Origin of the sequence: Streptomyces javensis, from assembly GCF_039525925.1 — a bacterium.
In the GTDB taxonomy this organism is placed as follows: domain Bacteria; phylum Actinomycetota; class Actinomycetes; order Streptomycetales; family Streptomycetaceae; genus Streptomyces; species Streptomyces asiaticus.
This window is the reverse complement of the sequence record NZ_BAAAIF010000002.1, coordinates 219,286-236,104: the sequence shown is the minus strand read 5'-3', so window position 1 is coordinate 236,104 and position 16,819 is coordinate 219,286. Positions and strand designations below refer to the sequence as shown.

Sequence of the window (16,819 nt, the reverse complement as noted above, 5' to 3'; positions counted from 1 at the left end):
CCGGAACCCCGGCTCAGGCGGCGAGCACCTGTGCCACCGCCGTCGCGGGCAGCCGCGCCGCCGGGATGCGCACCGGCGCGACCGGGCCATGCGCGGGCCATACGCGGTACGTGGTCTTGGCCGGATCCACCAGGGGCTCACCGAGAGTGATCCGCCCCTGGGAGTACAGCCTGTCGCATACCGGGGTGGGCAGCGCGACATAGCAGCCGCCCCTGTTGGTGACGGAGTCGTACGGCTGCCAGTAGCCGTACCGGCGCCGTCCACTCGCGTGCACGGTGCAGAACACCGGGGTGCGGGAGTCGGCCATGACGCGCAGCACCCCGGCGGCAGCCTCGAACGGGACCTCGGAACGGGAGCGGGACGGGTAGAGAAGGGCGGACATCAAGGCTGCCTTTCCGAGGGGCCGGGGCTCAAGATCAGCTACCCAATTAAAGCAGCTATTTGATCTCGATGGCACAACTCCCGTTCGAGAGCCGGGGTTTGGGGACATCGGCACGGACACCGGTAGCATTGCAGTACTACTTTCGATTCAAGACTACTACCGGGATCACCCAAAGGGAGAAGTCCGTGCCCGACCACGGGAACCGTGTCACCTTCCAGCACGGCCAGGAATTCCTGGCCGCGATCTCCGAGCGCTGGAACTACCAGATCCTGCGGGAGGTGTTCTTCGGCGTCGGCCGGTTCGGCGAGCTCAAGCGGGCCCTGGGCATCTCGGCGAACATCCTCACCGCGCGGCTGAACAGCCTGACCGAACTGGGCCTGCTCACCAAGCGCGCCTACCGCCCGGACAAGCCGTGGTACGAGTACGAGCTCACCGACAGCGCCCGTGAACTCGTCGTCCCCGCCATCGCGGCCATCACACGCTGGGCCGAGAGCCACGCGACCGACACCGACATCAGCCACCACCCACTGATGCACACGGTGTGCGGCAACCCGACCAATCCCTACCTCGCGTGCAGCAGCTGCCATCAGCCGGTCGAGGCATCGACCCTGCGACCCGTCTAGTAGCGATCTGAAACTAGTAGCATTACGCTACTAGGTATGACTGACACCGCACACGCGACATCCGTGCCCGACTGGGTCCTGAAGTTCATGAACGCCATCGACACCCTGGAGTTCGACGAGGGCTTCGCACCGCTGACCGAGGACACCGAGATGCACTTCGGCACCGCGCACATCCACGGCGTCGAAGCCATCAAGGCGTTCTTCGTCAAGATCGACGAGCCGCTGAACATCACCCACGAGGTCCTGGAGTTCTGGACCGCGGGCGATGGCGTCCGCCTGCTGCGCGGCGAGGCGACCATGGCCAAGAAGAGCGCACCGGACCAGGTGGTGCGCGCCCCGTTCATGCACATCTTCTACCTCGACCAGGAAGAGCCGGTCCGCGTCCGGACACTCCGCATCACCGCGGGCCCGCTCCAGACCGACGCGGTGATGTGACCTCGCCTCCGGGGATCGGCCGACGATCCCCGGAGACGCACCGATCACCACCCCTGCGCGGCCCCCCATCGACAGCCCTCCGGAGTATCAGCATGCTTGCCATCTAATACGCATGCTTATATTGTCCCAGCATGCTTATGGACGGCCACATCCCCAGCTTCCTCACCGTGGAGGTCGGCTCATGACGGCGATGCACCTCCCCGACGCACGCGCGCTCGTCGCGGCGGCGATGACCGAATGCGGGCATTCCGCCGAGGCCGCCGAGACCATCGCCGATCATCTGCTCGACTGCGAACTGCGCGGGCTGTCCTTCGGCGGACTCGCCCGCGCGCTGTCCATAGCGGAGCGCATCCGCACGACCGAGGCGCCACCGAGGCCCATCCGGGTCGTCGCCGAGACGCCGGTGTCCGCCACCGTGGACGGCGGCGACCAGGTGGGCTACCTCGTAGGGATGCACGCGCTGCGGCTGGCCATGGCGAAGGCCCGCGCCCAGGGAGTCGCGGTCGTCGGCGCGCACAACACCTGGTACACCGGGATGTTCTCGTACTACCTGGAGAAGGCCGCCGCCGCCGGGCTCGCCGGACTGATCGCGGGCAGCGGACCCGCGGTGGTGGCCCCGCACGGCGGCACCGAAGCCCGGTTCGGCACCAATCCGATCGCGTTCGGTTTCCCGGCCACCCCGACTCCGGTCATCTGGGACATCGGCACCTCCGCAGTGATGTACGGGGAGGTACGGCTGAAGGCGCGGCTCGGCGAGAAGCTCGCGCCCGGCCAGGCCTACGACGCGGACGGGGCCCCGACGCTCGACCCGGCCGCCGCGCTCGAGGGCGCGTTCGGTGTGTGGGGCGCGCACAAGGGCTCCGGGCTCGCCCTGGTCGTCCAGTTGCTCGGCATGATGACCGGCGCGGCCGCCGACCCGCCGTCCATTTCGGACTGCGGCTTCTTCGTCGTGCTGGTCGATCCCGGCGTGCTCACCGACCCGGACGACTACCGACGGCGGGTCGCGGCCTTCGCGGAATCGGTCCGCGCCACCCGTCCCGTCGAGGACGGCCGCGCGGTGCGGATGCCGTTCGACCGCTCGGCGGCCCGCCGGAACGAGACGCTCCGGCGGGGCGCCATCGACGTACCCGAAGCGGTGGTGGCGGCCCTGCGCAAGGAGGCCGCAGGTGCCGGAGGTGTCTGAGGACCCCGACGCCTTCGCGGTCGAGCCCTCCCCGTCAGGCCGGCTCCTGTGCGGTGGCTGCGCTCCGCGAGACGCCTGCCGCCTGGGCGTCGAGATCGCCGAGGCGCGGGACGACACGGTGCGGTTCGAGGTCGTCTGCCCACCGTTCTGGCACGGCGGACCCGGCGTCGCGCACGGCGGCTGGACCGCCGCGGTGTTCGACGACGCGCTCAACGTCGTCGCGCTGCGGATCGAACCGCGGCTGGTGACGAAGTCGCTGACGGTCCGCTACCTCCGCCCGGTCCCGGTCGGACGGCCCGTCGACGTCCTGGCGCGGATCGAGCGGCACACCGGCAGGCGGTGGGACGTGTCCGCCGAGATGACGCTCGCCGGCACGGCGCTGGCCACCGCCCGGGCCGAGCTGCGGACACGACGGCCGCACCACTTCGCCCGCCACGAGGCCTGGCTCGCCCGCCGATCACCATCCCCCAACGGACCCCACGCAGAAAGCTGAGAACGCCATGGTCGAATTCCTCACCGGGCTACAGCCCCTTCAGACCAGCGAAACCGACCCCGACCTCATGATCTCCAGGATCAAGGAACTGGACCGCTCGCAGGTCATCGACCGGGTCCTGCTCGGGTACTCCTCCACCTGGCCGCACAACCACGCCACCGCTCCCTTCGCGCTGGCGATGTCGGAGAGGTTCTCGCCCATCGTCGCGCACCGTCCGGGCGTGATGGCGCCGGTGGCCGCCGCGCGCTACTTCGCCACCCTCGACGTACTCGCCCGGGGCAGGCTCGCCATCAACGTGGTCGTGGGCGGCTCCGACAAGGACCTGCGCCGCGAATCGGACGACCTGCCCAAGGCCGACCGCTACCGGCGGGCGGTCGAGTACCTCGACATCATCCGCCGCGCCTGGGCCGAAACCGAGCCCTTCGACCACCACGGCGAGTACTACACGGCCGAGGCGGTGAAGCTGCCGACCAAGCCGGTGCGGGGCCAGGTGCCCATCTTCATGGGCGGCGAGAGCGCCGACGCCGTGGACTTCGGCGCCCGTCACGCCGACCTGTACATGCTGTGGGGGGAGCCGCTCGCCGGCACGAAGGAACGCATCGACCGGGTCAGCGCGGCGGCCGAGCGCCACGGCCGCGCCATGCGGTTCTCGCTGAGCCTGCGCCTGTTCATCGGTGACACCGACGACGACGCCTGGGCCCGGGCCCGGGCCGTGGAGCGGCAGATCGCCGAGGCCGCCGGAACGCCGGCCTTCCTGCGCTCGTCGTCGACCGACACCTCCGTCGGACGGCAACGGGCGCTCGCGCTCACCGACCACGAGCTGCACGACGACTGCTTCTGGACCGGGCTGACCAAGCTCCTGGGCGGCTTCGCCAACTCCCAGGCGCTCGTCGGCACCGAGGAGCGCGTCCTGGACACCCTCGGCAGGTACCGGGAGCTCGGAGTCGACGCGTTTCTGGTGACGACCGGCGCCGAAGCCGCCTGGGATCCGTCGTTGGAGGGCTTCCTGGCCCGGGCGAAGAAGGAGCTGGCATGACGGTGCCCATCGCCCGGGGCAATGGCGCCCCGGGCCTGGAGGGATTCTCCGATCTCGCAGACGGAACGGTCGGCGGACTCATCGCCGCCCGGGCCGCCCTGCACCCCGACAAGCCCGCGCTCGTCTTCGAAGACAGCGAACTGACCTACGACGCGCTCGACACCGCGGTCACCCACGTGGCACGCGGTCTGATATCGGCGGGCGCCGCCCCGGGCGGCTCGGTCGGGATCTTCCTGCCCAACCGGCCCGAATACCTGCTCGCCTGGCTGGGAGCGGCCCGCGCCGGGGCCGTCGAGGTCCCGATCAACATTGCCTACAAGGGCTCCTTCCTGGACCACGCGCTCCGCAGCACCGGCGTGCGGGTGCTGGTCACCGACGCGACCCTGCTGGAACTCGTCGCCGACCTGCCGGACGTACCGCACACCCTCGAGACCGTCGTCCTGCTCGACGGCGACCGCCACGGCCGCATCCCGCCCGGGGTGACGGTACGGACCTGGAGCGACCTGCTCGCGGCCGGTGACCGGGCGGTGGAGCTCCCCCGCGTCGCACCCCGGGATCCGGTCGCGATCATGCTCACATCCGGCACGACCGGACGCAGCAAGGGAGTTGTTCATCCGCATCTGATGCCCCTGGTGGCCGCGCGCGAATGCGCGGCGCAGATGGCCACGACCGCCGATGAGCGGCTCTACACCTGCCTGCCGCTGTTCCACGGCGCCGCGCAGATCAACATCACCCTGCACGCCTTCTACGCGGGGGCGACCGTGGTCCTAGCTCGCCGGTTCAGCGCCAGCAGGTTCTGGGACGAGCTGCGCACCCACCGGGTCACCCAGTTCAACGCGCTCGGTTCCGTCCTGCCGATGCTCCTGGCGCGGCCTCCGTCCGACCGCGATCGCGACCACCGGGCGACAAAGGTGTTCGCAGCGCCCGCCCCGCCACAGGTGCTCCATCCGTTCGAGGAGCGCTTCGGCGTCCACGTCGTCGAGGGCTACGGACTCACCGAGATCAAGAACGTGCTCTACAACCCTCTTGACGCCCGGAAGGTCGGCTCGCTGGGCCTGCCCACCGCATCGTCCGTGCTGGAGATCCACGACGAGTCGGGGCACCGTGCCGCGCCCGGCCGGGTCGGGGAGATCGTGTACCGGCCCCGCCTGCCAGACGTCATGTTCTCCGGCTACCACCACGATCCCGAAGCGACGCTCGCGACGATGAGGGATCTCTGGTGGCACACCGGCGACCTGGGCTACACGGACAAGGACGGCTACTTCTACTTCGTCGACCGCAAGAAGGACGCACTGCGCCGCCGCGGTGAGAACATCTCCTCCCACGAGATCGAATCGGTTCTGCTCGCCTGCCCCGGCGTCCTGGCCGCGGCCGCCATCGGCACACCGTCGGAGCTGGGCGAGGACGAGGTCCTCGTGGTCGTGCAGCCCGAACCCGGCCACGAGCTGGATTTCGCCAAGCTGTTCGCCCACTGCGACCGCTCGATGCCGCACTTCATGGTCCCCCGCTACTACCGCGTCGTGAACCGGCTCCCCGTGACCCCGAACGGCAAGGTGCGCAAACACCAGCTGCGTGACCAGGGCCGTGACGGGGCCTGGGACGCACTCGCCGCCGGGCTCGCACCCACCCGCCACGCCTGAGGAACCACCATGCCCCTGCCCGACGGAGTGCGCGTCCGCGAGATCGCGCCCCGATTGACCTTCCAGGACCATGCGGTCCCGACCGATGTCAAGATCGAATTCGTGCGGCGCCTGATCGATGCCGGCGTCCGCGATTTCGAGCTGTCCTCCTTCGTCCGCCCCGATCTCGTACCGGGTCTCGCCGACGCCGCGGAGGTGTTCGCCCGCGTGCCGCGGGTGCCCGGGCTCAACCTCGGCTGCTGTGTCGGCAACGTACGCGGACTCGCCCGCGCGGTCGACGCGGGGGCCGACACGGCACACTTCCTGCTCTCCGCGGATGAGGAGTTCGCCCGCGCCAACACCGGACGGTCCACGGCGGACTCGTTGCGCGAGCTGGAGCGCATGGCCGCGTACGCCGCGAGCGAGGACATCCTGCTCGGCACCTACGTCATCTTCGCCTGGGGTGGACCGACCGGCCCCGCGCGCACCGGCGAGGATCTCCGGCCGCTGGCCCGGCGGCTCCTCGACATCGGGGTGGAGCACTGGATCCTCGCGGATTCCTCCGGCTACGCGGCACCGCCCCAGATCCGCGAACTGGTCACCGCCGCGCTCACGCACGTACCGGCCGGGAACCTGACCGTGCAGATCCACGACGGCCGCGGCATGGGCCTCGCCGCCCTGCTCCCGCTCCTCGAACTCGGCGTCCGCGCCATCGACACCTCCCTCGCCGGCAGCGGCGGCCACCCGGCGATGCCCGGCGCCCAGGGCGGCGGTCTGTGCACCGAGGACGCCGTGCAGCTGCTCGAACTGTGCGGTGTGGACACCGGTATCGACCTGCCCCGTCTCATCGAGACGGCGAACTGGCTCACCGGCGAGATCGGCGTGCCAGGCAAGGGGTTCGTCCGGCGCACCGGCCGCGTGCCCAGCACGGCCCGCCCCGGTGATCCGCTCGCCTTCACCTGGTGACGCCGGGCGGAAGCGCGCGCCCGGTGGGCCACCGCCACGCCGATCCACGCACATCGTTCAGCGGCACGAATCAAGGAGGACCAGTGACGCATACCCGTACGCCCACGATCGTTGTCGCCGGCGCCGGGCTGACCGGCCTCTCCGCGGCGATCTCCGCCCGGGAGGCCGGTGCCCGCGTGATGCTGCTGGAGAAGGGCGGCCGCGAGGACGTCGGCGGGAACGCGGCCTTCTCCGGGGGTCTGTTTCTGTTCTGCTATGACGGGCCGGACGATCTGACGTCGATCACCGAGGACTTCGAGCCGGGCATGAGGGCCGACCGGATCGAGGCACCGCCCTACACCCGCCATGCCTACGCGGCCGAGCTGTCGGCGATGAGCGGCGGCCGGGCCGAGCCGCGGCTGGTCGGCGCGCTCGCCGAACGGTCGTTGGACACGGTCCGCTGGCTGGCCGCGAAGGGCGTCCGCTTCACGTTCAACCGCACCCTGGGTGCCGAGGTCCGCGACGGTGTCCTGCACATCCCGCCCGGCCAGGTGCTGACCTGCGTCGGCGAGGGAATGTCACGCGGGTTCGAGGTGATCCGGCCCCTGCTCGCGCACGCCGAGCGGATCGGCGTGGAAATCCACTGGTCCACACCGCTGGCCAAGGTGCGGCGCGACGACGGCCGGGTCACGGGCGCCGCGGTCGGCGACGGCGGCCGGACCGTGCCCGCCGACGCCGTGGTGATCGCCACCGGTGGCTTCCAGGCGAGCCATGAACTGCGCCGCGAGCATCTGGGGCCGGAGTGGGAGGCGGTGCGCCTGCGTGGCACCAGGCTGTCCACGGGCGACGGGATCCAGGCCGCGCTGGGCGCCGGGGCGGAGAAGGCCGGTACGTGGTCGAGCTGCCATTCGGCCGCGGTCGACCCGACCATGCCCGCGCCGGAGCACAGCGCGGACTCGCCGCCGTTCCCGCTGCACGGCTTCTGGCTCGGTGTGCTCGTCAACCGCGACGGCGAGCGGTTCGTCGACGAAGGCCCCGGCCCGTGGGTCAGGAACTACTCGAAGATGGGCAGGGCGATCATGCGCCAGCCCGGATGCGAGGCATTCGAGATCTTCGACCAGCGCACCGCGGCCCGGGTGGCCGATGAGTTCGCCGGCGCGGCGGTGCCCATCGTCGCGGACACGGTCGTCGAGCTCGCCGAGCGGATCGGGGTGCCCGCGGACCGGCTGAGGCACACGCTCGAGACGTTCAACAGCGCCTGCGCGCCCGGCGACACCATCGGTGAGGATCGCGGCACGTCCGGCATCACCCCGCCAAAGTCCCGCTGGGCGGCGCCCCTCGACCGGCCACCGTATGTCGCCTACCACGCGGTCGCGGGGCTCACCTTCACCTTCGGCGGCATCCGGATCGACCCGGAGGGCCGGGCGCTCGGGGCCGACGGGGCGCCGGTTCCCGGCCTGTACGCGGCGGGCGAAGCCATCGGCGGTCTCTTCTACGGCGACTATCCCGGTGGCGCCGCCCTCATGCGAGCCGCGGTGTTCGGCCGTGCGGCCGGACACACCGCCGCGACCGAAGCCACGTCGGCGCCTCACCCGGCCTGACGGCCTCGGCGCGGACCGGAGACCTTCCCGAGGGGTTCCCCCGCGGGAAGGTCATCCGCGCGTCTACTCCTCCGGGCGGCCCATGTCCCGGAGTTCGTTCTCCACCACGAGCGCTGCCTGCCGCAGGCGGCCGTCGGTGGCGACGATGTCATCCCGCCCCAGTGTGGCGTTCAGTGTGTCACTGATCTTGAGGACCTCGTCGCTCATCTCCTCCAAGGCGGCCAAGCCTGCCTCGGTGACCTGGAGCGAAAGCGCCCGTTCGCTCTCCGGATGCGCGGCGCGGGCCACGAATCCGCGATTCTCCAGTTGTGTGACCATCCGCGTCATGGTCTGCGGCCGCGCATAGCAACGGCGTGACAGCTGAGCGAGGCTGAGATGGGGCTGATTGGCCAGGATGCGCAGGGCGGTATAGCTGGACAGCGTCATCTTCCACGGACGCAGTCGCGTGTTCCCGATCCTGGTGACCGCCCGCTCGAACCGGAAGACCGCATCGATCAGCGAGGATGCCTCGTCCATGCCTGCGGCGGCCCCGGTCGGCGAGCGACCGTCGTCGAACGGGTTGATGTAGGGGAGAGCGCTGGACACCCGTACAGCATACGGCCCGCGGGACCGGAGCATCAGCATGCTTGCATTAATGCTAAGCATGCTTTTATTTTATAAGCATGCTTACATCTGCGAGCTCACAGCAGCCGGGCCCCGACGACACCGCGCGCTTCCGGACCGTCCTCGGCCATTTCCCCAGCGGCATCACCGCCATCACGTCGCGCGACGCGCAGGGCAGGCCGGTGGGCATGACCGTCGCGTCGTTCACCTCCGTCTCACTCACCCCTCCGCTCGTGGCGTTCCTGCCCGGAAAGACGTCATCGACGTTCCCGGTCATCGCCGAACGCGGCACCTTCTGCGTGAACGTCCTCGCCGGCGACCAGGAGCGGCTCTGCCGCGCCCTGTCGGTGTCGGGAGGGGACAAGTTCGCCGAGGTGCCCTGGCGGCCGGGGCCGAACGGAGACCCGGTAATCGACGGCGTGGTCGCCTGGATCGACTGCGGGATCGAGGCCGTGCACGACGCCGGTGACCACTACATCGTCATCGGGCGGGTCAACGACCTCGACGCCGACAGCACGGCGTCACCCCTGCTGTTCTTCCGAAGCCGCTACAACCACCTGGTATCCGCGTGACCGGCAAGTGACCGCGACAGCGGAGAAACGGCCCATGAGCGCCTCCGGTCAGGGCTGCGGATGCGCATCGTGGGTGAGGAGGGCGAGCTGGACACGGTTCTCCAGGTCCAGTTTGGCCAGGGCGCTGGAGAGGTGGGCCTTGACCGTGCCGAGGGAGAGGTGCAGGCGGGCGCCGATCTCGGTGTTGGACAGGCCCTCGGCAACCGCCTCGGCCACCTCGCGCTCGCGTTCGGTGAGCAACGCCAGCCGCTGCCGGGCGAGTTCGGCGCGGTCGTCCGGTCCGACCGCCGCGTGCCGGATGAGGGCGCGCGCGGCGGACGGCGACAGCGCGGGCTCGTCGCGGGCGGCCCGCCGCACCGCCTCGACGATCTCCTCGGGCACGGCGTGCTTGACGAGATATCCGGCGGCGCCGGAGCGCATCGCCTCCAGCACCAGGCCGTGCTCGTCGAAGGTGGTCAGCACGATCACCTGGGGTGCCTGGGCACCGCGCCCGGTGAGCTCGCGGGTGGCCGCGAGGCCGTCCATGACCGGCATCCGGATGTCCATCAGGACCACGTCGGGGGCGTGTTCACGGACGGCGGCGGCCACCTCGGCGCCGTCCGACGCCTCCCCCACGACCTCGATACCGTCCGCCCCGCGCAGCATCATCTTCAGCCCGGTCCGCACCAGGGGGTCGTCGTCGGCCAGCAGCACTCGGATCACGGCGTCACCTCGCGGGCCACGGTAGCCGGGCGCGCAGTGTGAAGGCGCCGTCGGTGGCGGTGTGGTCGAGGGTGCCGCCGTCGAGACGGACCCGTTCGGCGAGCCCGGTCAGGCCGCCGCCGGTGCCCGGGACCGCCCCTTCGGCGCACGGCGCGGCGGGCAGCCCGTTGCGCACCTCCACCGTGAGCCCGCCTCCGGGCCCTCCGGTCAGACGTACGCTGACGGGCGTGCCGGGCGCGTGCTTGCGGGCGTTGGTCAGGCCCTCCTGCGCCACGCGGTAGACGGTCCGGTGCATCTGCCCCCGCAGGCCGCGGACGGCGTCGGCGGCCAGCTCGGTACGGAAGTCCACCGGCTGACCCGTGGCACGGGCGTCCGCGACCAGACCGTCGATGTCCGCGATCCGTGGCAGCAGCGACACCGGCTCTCCGCCGCCCTCCGCCCGCAGCAGGTGCAGCACCTCCTGCAACTCCTCCACGGCCTGGTGCGCGTTCCCCCGGATCACCTCGGCGCTCTCGGCGACCTCGGCGCCGCTCAGCGCGGGACCGGCGCCCGCCTCCGCCTGTCGGGTGCGGTAGGCCAGCGCGCCCGCGTGCACGGAGAGCAGGGAGATCCGGTGCGCCAGCACGTCGTGCATCTCGCGGGCGATGGCCTGGCGTTCGCCGCGGCGGGCGTCGGCGAGCCGGCGCTCGTCCTCGGCCCGGGCCCGCTCGGCGTCCGCGCGCAGCCGCTCGACGAGCAGCCGCCGGGACCGCAGGGCGTTGCCCGAGGCGAAGGCGGCCAGCAGGTAGGCCAGCGAGAACGCGGCGTCGAGCCAGAGGTCGTCAGCCGCTCCCAGCAGCAGCGGACCGGAGGGCACCATGCACACCACGTACGCACCGAGCATCAGCAGCGCCTGCCGCCAGCGGAGACGGAACGCGAAATTGGCCACGATCATCGCACAGGCAGGCAGCGCGCTGGTCGCGAGTGCCACCGCGGGCAGCCCGATCAGCGCGACGGCCAGCGGAAATCCGCGCCGCCACCACAGCGCACAGCAGGCCACGAGCCCCAGCAGCGGGTCCAGTTCCGCCGCCCACCCCGGCAGATCGCCCTGCTCCTTCACCACGCCGAGCACGACCATGCCGAGGAAGACGGCCGCGCAGAAGAGTCCCGCGTCCACCGCCCGGTCGCGCCAGGTGTGCCCGGCCGGGAGGGCGAGGTCGAGCCCGTTGGTCATGAGATGAGGGTATGCGGGCCGCGAGGGGCCACACATCGGCCAACCGGCCAGAGGCCCTCGGCCATCCGTCCAACTCCCGCCATCTCCTTGTGGACCATCGGCGAATGGTGCCGACCCGGGTGGTCCCCGCAGGCTGCTGCCATCCGGAAGACGGGAGAGAACGAGATGGGTGCAGCCCAGATCAGCAGGGCGCGGTTGCTGCGGCTGGCGGGGGCGGTCGCCGTCGGCGCGGCACTGCCCGCCGGGTACGCCGCCGCGACGGAGTGGCACGACAGCACACGCGCCCCGGCCGGTCGAAAACGGGTGGAGGACGCGCGAGCGGGCGGGGTGCGCTATCGCGGGGTCGTCTACGAGGTAGCGGAAGGCGAGACGCCTGCGACGGCGTGGAGCGCGGCTCGCACCCGCGCCGACCTGCGGGCGATCCGCCACCAACTGCACGCCGACACGGTGAAGGTCACCGGCGATGGCGTCGAACGCCTCACCCGCACGGCGGCCGAGGCGGCCGAGAACGGTCTGCGAGTCTGGCTGGAGCCGACCCTCGGCGATATGCCCGCCCCGGACATCCTCGACCACCTCGCGGAGACCGGACGGTCCGCCGAACGACTGCGCCGGCAGGGCGTAGGGGTGCATCTGAACGTGGGGTGTGAGTTCCTGCTGTTCGTCCCCGGGATCGTGCCCGGCGCCACCGCGACCGAGCGGATCGAGAACCTGGTCAAGGGCAACTACGACCCGGTGAAGACCGCCCGGCTACTGCGCCGCTTCACCGCACGGGCCGCCGCCGTCGGCCGCTCGGTCTTCCACGGGCCGCTGTCGTACGGCGCCGCGCAGGACGAGGACGTGGACTGGGACCTGTTCGACCTGGTGTGCATCGACTACTACGGCTGGTTCCCGAACCGCGCCGGGCACATCAAGGAGCTGCGCAAGTACCGGCGTCATGGCAAGCCGCTCGCGATCACCGAGTTCGGCTGCTGCACCTTCGAGGACGCGCCCCGCCTGGGCGGTATGGCCTGGGACGTCGTCGACTACGACAAGACGCCGCCGCGGGTCAAGGAGGGGCTGGTGCGCAGCGAGCACACCCAGGCGGCCTATCTGACCGATGTGCTCGATGTGTTCGAGTCGTTGAACCTGTACGCGGCCATGGCCTACACCTTCGTCACGCCCGACGCCCCACACCGCCGCGAACCACGACTCGACCTGGACATGGCCGCCTACAGCCTGGTGAAAGTCGTCCGGGACCGTCCGGCGGAGCCGGATTCCCCCTGGCACTGGGAGCCCAAGGAATCCTTCCGGGCCCTGGCCGGCGAGTACGGCCGCCACCGACGGCGTCCCTCATGACCGCGGTCGCCGGAGCCACTCACGTGGTGATCGATGTGCGCTCGTACGACCCGCCCGCACCGTACCGGCGCAGCAGCCACAGGCCGTACGCCAAGTGGAAGGCGTACACGCTCGCCTGCCACCAGTCCGGGGCCGAGCCGGGAGAGCGGATCTGGAAGAAGTCGTCGAGTCCGTGGACGACCACCATCGGCCAGATGGAGCCGATCGCGCAGCGCAGTGCGGCACAGGTGAAGCCGAAGAATCCAGCGGACAGCATCTGCCACAGGGTGTCGTCGAGCGGGTCGCCGAAGAACAGGAAGTTCTGGATGTGGCCCGCTCCGAAGAGGACGGCGACGCCGACGGCCGCGCGCACCGGGCCGAGGGCGCCGAGGGTCTCCTGGACGAGTCCCCGGCTGTACATCTCCTCGTTGACGCCGACCCACAGCAGCGACACCAGGCCGCTGACGACAACGGTCGCGCTGCCGTCGAGGCCGGCCGCGGAGTACGAGCAGGCGACCAGCAGCATCGGCGCGGCGAGCCACCAGCGGCGTGGGCGGCCGAGCGTGGCCACCCCGGAGGCGCGCAGCCAGCCCCACCGCCACAGCACGAACCACACCCCCGCGGCGCAGATGGCGTTGACCACGGTGGCGCCGAGGTCCGGGTACCAGGAGGGCGCCAGTGGCGGCAGGATCACCTTGGCGAAGAGCAGCAGCACGGTGTGCCATGCGAACGTCAACTCCACCGCGCCCCACAGTGGATGACGGATGACGTGGTCTTTCCACGACTGCATCACGGGGACGAGCGTAGCCGCGGGCGCTGCAAAGGGAACACGGAGCCTTTGGTGATCCAGATGATCCGGTCCTGCTTTGCTACCCCTGGCTGGACTTTCGGCACCGGGCCTCCTACGCCGGGCGGGACCGGCGGGCGCGGTAGGCACGTTGGCGGCAGGCGTCGGAGCAGTAGGTACGTGGGCGGCCGGTGGAAGCGGGGCGGGAGACGGGGTCGCCGCACTGCGGACAGGGAGTTCCGTAACGCATTGATGTTTCGTCGCGGCGATGGGGCTGGTTCCGGACGAACGTCTCGACGCTGTCCAGCACGAGCCGGAGGCCGAACTCGAAGCCGCGGTCGCGGGGGTGGCGCAGGGCACCCGCGGCACGGAGGCTCGCCACCACCGGATAGCGCGCCGGGACGAAGACGGTGTCCCAGAAGTGGGCGCGGGCGGCCCACCACTGCTCGTCGGTCAGGCCGGAATGGCGCTCGACGGCCGCCGCGTCGAGGGCGTCCCTGGCGGCGCCCCGCACATAGGCGTCCACCAGGTCGAACACATTGACCAGCGCCGCCGGGGGCAGACCGGTCGCGGTGAGCACCCGCAGCACGGATTCGTACCAGGCGAAGCCGTGCGGGCCGAGGGCGGGACGCCCGGTGGGAAGGCGCAGGATCCAGGGGTGACGCTGGTAGAGGCCCCAGTCGGCACGGGCGGACAGCTCCAGCCGGGTCCGCCAGTCGCCCGGCGCGGCATCGGCCGGCGGAACCTCCCCCATCACGGCATCCGTCATGAGGTCGAGCAGTTCGGCCTTGCCGGGCACATACCGGTAGAGCGACATCGTGGTGCAGCCGAGCCGTTCGGCGACCCGGCGCATCGACACGGCGGCGAGTCCTTGTGCGTCGGCGATCCCGACGGCGGTGCGCACGATCTGATCGAGGGTGAGGGCCGGGCGCCGGCCTCGGTTCGGGCGCTCGCCCAGGCCCCAGAGCAGTTCCAGGCCGCGCACGGCGCTCGCTTCCTCGCTGTGGCCGGATTCCATCCGCCGTCACCCCGTCAAACGTTGACCGCCACTCAGCGTATGCGTACAGCATAAACAATGAAAACGCACCGAATGACTCGTTCAACCATGGTCCTCGTCTGTCTCGCCGCCACCCTCTCCGGGACCCTCGCCGCCGGGCCCCGGGACCGGGCGGTGGCCCTGTCCCGGGAGCCGGTCGGCGCGGACCCGGCCTGGCGGCAGCAGGTGCTGCGCGTCCCCGGCACGTTCGTGCGGCCCGCGTCGGTGACCGTCGAGGGAGACGGAGGCACCGTCACCGGCGCCGACGGGGCGTTACGGGAGGGCGGCGGGGCCGCGATCCTCACCACGACCGCGCCGCGGGGCGCGCGACTGGTGATCGACCTCGGCGTACTGGCCGGCGGCTACGTCGAGTTGGGGGTCCGGCGGGCGTCGGGCGCGCCGATCAGAGCGTCGTACGCGGAGGCGCGCCAGTACCTCGGGCCGGATGGGGACGCCGATCCCGACCCCGACGGCTTCTTCCACGGGGGCCGGTCCCTGGGCACCGACGACGACCCCGACGGACGCGCGGACGTCTACGCCCCGCCGCGCGGATCCACCGTGCTGCGCAGCCCCGGTCCGCGCGGCTCCCAGCGGTATGTCGCGATCACGCTGGACGGACCCGGCTCGCTCGCCCTGGACTTCGTACGGGTGCGGCAGACGACCTTCCCCGGCGCGTACGACGGGCACTTCCTCTCCAGCGACCCGGTGCTCAATCGTGCCTGGTACGCCAGCGCCTACGGACTGGATCTGTCGACGGCGCGTGGACGTCGTACCGCCGTGGGGCGGCCATGGGTCGTCATGGACGGCCCCAAGCGGGACCGCACCGTGTACGCGGGCGATGTCCAGCTCGTGGCCCTGGCCGCGTACCAGCAGGGCGGCGCGTACCGTCGCGTACTGCGCGACACCATCAACCTGTTCGCCTGTCAGCAGCGGCCCGACGGCACGCTTCCGGCCACCAGCCTGATCGATGTGCCGTGCGAGCCCGGCGAACCCGGCCCGCCGGACGGATCGCCGGCCGGGTTCGAACCGCCGGGCGCGGCCGGGAAGGTCAGGCTCGACAGCTTCACCCTCCTGTGGGTCGTCAGCGTGGCCGACTACGTGCGCTTCACCGGGGACAGGGCCTTTGTGAGGCCGCTCCTGCCCGTCGCGCGCCGCGCCCTGCGGTTCTTCGGCGAACACGCCCCGAACGCCGACGGCGGGCTGTTCCGTACCGCCGACTACGACGGGCTGCCCGCCCAGAACTGGCACACCCCGGACCGGGCCGCCGGTGTCGACGCCACCACCAACGCCGCCTACTACGCGGCGCTGCGCTCACTGGCCCGGCTCGAGCGGTCCGTGGCGGGCGACCGGGGGGCCGCGGCGGCGCTCGACCGCCGCGCGTACCGGGTCCGGGCCGCGCTCCTCACCCGGCTGTGGGATCCGGCGGCCGGGGCCATGACGCTCAACACCGACGACCCGCGCCGCGACCACACCGCCGACGCCAACGCCGCCGCCCTCGCCTTCGGGGTGCTCGACCGTCCGCGGGCCCGGCGCGCCATCGCCTACCTGAACACACACCTCAGCGGTCCGTACGGCACGCTCACCACCCGGCACACCGACAACCCCTATATGACGCGGTACATCTCCCCGTATGTGATGGCCCAGGAGAGCCTGGGCCGGTTCCGCCACGGGGACGGCGCCGGGGCGCTCGGGCTGATCCGCACCGCGTGGGACCACATGATCCGCAAGGGCCCCGGAACACCGTGGGAGGAGGCCGGTGCCGACGGGAAACCGGCCGTGCCCCGGCCCGGCACCTCACTGGCCTGGGGCGGACACGTCGGCATGGCCCACGCCTGGAGCACCGCGGTGCCCGCGCTGTCGATGAACGTGCTCGGCGTACGACCGCTCGCCGACGGCTACCGCGGGTGGGCGGTGGAGCCCGAGCCGGTCGATCTGCGCTGGGCGCAGGGCGACGTCCCGGTGCCGGCGGGCACGTTGTCCGTGCGGTGGCGGCGCGGGGCGGGCGATGACTCGTTCGTCCTCACCGTCCGGGCACCGGAAGGCACGACCGGCCGGGTCGCGGTCCCCCTCCTGCACAAGGACCGCACCATCGCCGTGGACGGCCGGATCGCCTGGCGCAACGGCCGCCCGGCGGGGGACGCGGGCCGGGGCGCCCACCGCGTGGGCGACACGGTCGTCTTCGAGGGGGTGCGTGGAACCGCCACCTTCGCCTGGGCGGGGTAGAGCCCGAAGCCGAGGAGAAAAAGGGTTGGGCGGGGTGCCGCCCGGGTTGGTA

17 protein-coding genes are annotated in these 16,819 nt (G+C 71.5%); 11 read left to right on the top strand and 6 right to left on the bottom strand.

Annotation, left to right across the window (positions count from 1 at the left end; translation table 11 throughout):
* Window positions 1–13: 13 nt before the first annotated feature.
* Window positions 14–382 (bottom strand): hypothetical protein, encoded by a 369-nt coding sequence (locus ABD329_RS03740; protein WP_198274956.1) that lies wholly within the window; start codon window positions 380–382, stop codon window positions 14–16.
* Window positions 383–567: 185 nt separating this feature from the next.
* Between ABD329_RS03740 and ABD329_RS03735 the strand changes: the two genes are divergently transcribed.
* The 8 genes from ABD329_RS03735 to tcuA all read left to right on the top strand — a co-directional run bounded on the left by ABD329_RS03735 (window position 568) and on the right by tcuA (window position 8,317).
* Window positions 568–1,005, top strand: coding sequence for a winged helix-turn-helix transcriptional regulator (locus ABD329_RS03735; protein ID WP_198274957.1), 438 nt, complete (start codon window positions 568–570; stop codon window positions 1,003–1,005).
* 36 nt (window positions 1,006–1,041) lie between these two features.
* Window positions 1,042–1,440, top strand: coding sequence for a nuclear transport factor 2-like protein (locus ABD329_RS03730; RefSeq protein ID WP_198274958.1), 399 nt, complete (start codon window positions 1,042–1,044; stop codon window positions 1,438–1,440).
* A gap of 181 nt (window positions 1,441–1,621) precedes the next feature.
* Window positions 1,622–2,623 carry an Ldh family oxidoreductase gene (locus ABD329_RS03725; RefSeq protein ID WP_198274959.1) on the top strand — a complete coding sequence of 334 codons (1,002 nt, stop codon included), beginning with the start codon at window positions 1,622–1,624 and terminating at the stop codon, window positions 2,621–2,623.
* A complete protein-coding gene (locus ABD329_RS03720; RefSeq protein WP_198274960.1) occupies window positions 2,607–3,116 on the top strand; it encodes a PaaI family thioesterase in 510 nt (169 codons plus the stop codon). Before ABD329_RS03725 ends, ABD329_RS03720 begins: the two co-directional genes overlap by 17 nt.
* 7 nt (window positions 3,117–3,123) lie before the next feature.
* Window positions 3,124–4,152, top strand: a complete 1,029-nt coding sequence (locus ABD329_RS03715; RefSeq protein WP_198274961.1) for an LLM class flavin-dependent oxidoreductase — start codon at window positions 3,124–3,126, stop codon at window positions 4,150–4,152.
* On the top strand, window positions 4,149–5,792 hold the full coding sequence (locus tag ABD329_RS03710; protein ID WP_198274962.1) for an AMP-binding protein: 1,644 nt from the start codon (window positions 4,149–4,151) through the stop codon (window positions 5,790–5,792). Before ABD329_RS03715 ends, ABD329_RS03710 begins: the two co-directional genes overlap by 4 nt.
* Before the next feature lie 9 nt (window positions 5,793–5,801).
* Window positions 5,802–6,737 (top strand): beta/alpha barrel domain-containing protein, encoded by a 936-nt coding sequence (locus ABD329_RS03705; protein ID WP_198274963.1) that lies wholly within the window; start codon window positions 5,802–5,804, stop codon window positions 6,735–6,737.
* Between the two features lie 83 nt (window positions 6,738–6,820).
* Window positions 6,821–8,317, top strand: coding sequence for an FAD-dependent tricarballylate dehydrogenase TcuA (gene tcuA, locus ABD329_RS03700; RefSeq protein WP_198274964.1), 1,497 nt, complete (start codon window positions 6,821–6,823; stop codon window positions 8,315–8,317).
* Between the two features lie 63 nt (window positions 8,318–8,380).
* Here the strand turns inward: tcuA and ABD329_RS03695 are convergent, their stop codons facing one another.
* Entirely contained in the window at window positions 8,381–8,902 is a 522-nt protein-coding gene (locus tag ABD329_RS03695) for a MarR family winged helix-turn-helix transcriptional regulator (protein ID WP_309142593.1), read from the bottom strand.
* 77 nt (window positions 8,903–8,979) lie between these two features.
* Here ABD329_RS03695 and ABD329_RS03690 point away from each other — a divergent pair, with 77 nt between their 5' ends.
* Complete coding sequence (locus tag ABD329_RS03690; protein ID WP_198274965.1) at window positions 8,980–9,492, top strand: flavin reductase family protein; 513 nt, start codon at window positions 8,980–8,982, stop codon at window positions 9,490–9,492.
* Window positions 9,493–9,540: 48 nt separating this feature from the next.
* Here the strand turns inward: ABD329_RS03690 and ABD329_RS03685 are convergent, their stop codons facing one another.
* Both ABD329_RS03685 and ABD329_RS03680 read right to left on the bottom strand, forming a co-directional pair.
* Window positions 9,541–10,194, bottom strand: a complete 654-nt coding sequence (locus ABD329_RS03685; RefSeq protein ID WP_198274966.1) for a response regulator transcription factor — start codon at window positions 10,192–10,194, stop codon at window positions 9,541–9,543.
* 4 nt (window positions 10,195–10,198) lie between these two features.
* Window positions 10,199–11,407 carry a sensor histidine kinase gene (locus tag ABD329_RS03680; RefSeq protein ID WP_198274967.1) on the bottom strand — a complete coding sequence of 403 codons (1,209 nt, stop codon included), beginning with the start codon at window positions 11,405–11,407 and terminating at the stop codon, window positions 10,199–10,201.
* A gap of 165 nt (window positions 11,408–11,572) precedes the next feature.
* On the opposite strand from ABD329_RS03680, the gene ABD329_RS03675 reads away from it, so the two are divergent.
* Window positions 11,573–12,742, top strand: coding sequence for a glycoside hydrolase family 113 protein (locus ABD329_RS03675; protein ID WP_198274968.1), 1,170 nt, complete (start codon window positions 11,573–11,575; stop codon window positions 12,740–12,742).
* 19 nt (window positions 12,743–12,761) lie between these two features.
* On the opposite strand, the gene ABD329_RS03670 is transcribed toward ABD329_RS03675, so the two are convergent.
* A complete protein-coding gene (locus tag ABD329_RS03670) occupies window positions 12,762–13,511 on the bottom strand; it encodes a CPBP family intramembrane glutamic endopeptidase (protein WP_198275002.1) in 750 nt (249 codons plus the stop codon).
* Window positions 13,512–13,623: 112 nt separating this feature from the next.
* Window positions 13,624–14,526 carry a TetR/AcrR family transcriptional regulator gene (locus ABD329_RS03665; protein WP_198274969.1) on the bottom strand — a complete coding sequence of 301 codons (903 nt, stop codon included), beginning with the start codon at window positions 14,524–14,526 and terminating at the stop codon, window positions 13,624–13,626.
* Window positions 14,527–14,598: 72 nt separating this feature from the next.
* On the opposite strand from ABD329_RS03665, the gene ABD329_RS03660 reads away from it, so the two are divergent.
* The gene (locus ABD329_RS03660; protein ID WP_198274970.1) at window positions 14,599–16,767 is read left to right on the top strand and encodes an alpha-L-rhamnosidase C-terminal domain-containing protein; all 2,169 of its coding nucleotides are present in this window, start codon (window positions 14,599–14,601) and stop codon (window positions 16,765–16,767) included.
* The last annotated feature ends 52 nt before the right edge of the window (window positions 16,768–16,819 follow it).

Bases quoted from the DNA above. Each gene is read 5' to 3' on its own strand.
- ABD329_RS03680 (WP_198274967.1), bottom strand. From the start codon at position 11,407: ATGACCAACGGGCTCGACCTCGCCCTCCCGGCCGGGCACACCTGGCGC.
- ABD329_RS03705 (WP_198274963.1), top strand. From the start codon at position 5,802: ATGCCCCTGCCCGACGGAGTGCGCGTCCGCGAGATCGCGCCCCGATTG.
- ABD329_RS03675 (WP_198274968.1), top strand. From the start codon at position 11,573: ATGGGTGCAGCCCAGATCAGCAGGGCGCGGTTGCTGCGGCTGGCGGGG.
- ABD329_RS03715 (WP_198274961.1), top strand. From the start codon at position 3,124: ATGGTCGAATTCCTCACCGGGCTACAGCCCCTTCAGACCAGCGAAACC.
- ABD329_RS03660 (WP_198274970.1), top strand. From the start codon at position 14,599: ATGACTCGTTCAACCATGGTCCTCGTCTGTCTCGCCGCCACCCTCTCC.
- ABD329_RS03665 (WP_198274969.1), bottom strand. From the start codon at position 14,526: ATGGAATCCGGCCACAGCGAGGAAGCGAGCGCCGTGCGCGGCCTGGAA.
- ABD329_RS03740 (WP_198274956.1), bottom strand. From the start codon at position 382: ATGTCCGCCCTTCTCTACCCGTCCCGCTCCCGTTCCGAGGTCCCGTTC.
- ABD329_RS03670 (WP_198275002.1), bottom strand. From the start codon at position 13,511: ATGCAGTCGTGGAAAGACCACGTCATCCGTCATCCACTGTGGGGCGCG.
- ABD329_RS03725 (WP_198274959.1), top strand. From the start codon at position 1,622: ATGACGGCGATGCACCTCCCCGACGCACGCGCGCTCGTCGCGGCGGCG.
- ABD329_RS03710 (WP_198274962.1), top strand. From the start codon at position 4,149: ATGACGGTGCCCATCGCCCGGGGCAATGGCGCCCCGGGCCTGGAGGGA.
- ABD329_RS03690 (WP_198274965.1), top strand. From the start codon at position 8,980: ATGCTTACATCTGCGAGCTCACAGCAGCCGGGCCCCGACGACACCGCG.
- ABD329_RS03730 (WP_198274958.1), top strand. From the start codon at position 1,042: ATGACTGACACCGCACACGCGACATCCGTGCCCGACTGGGTCCTGAAG.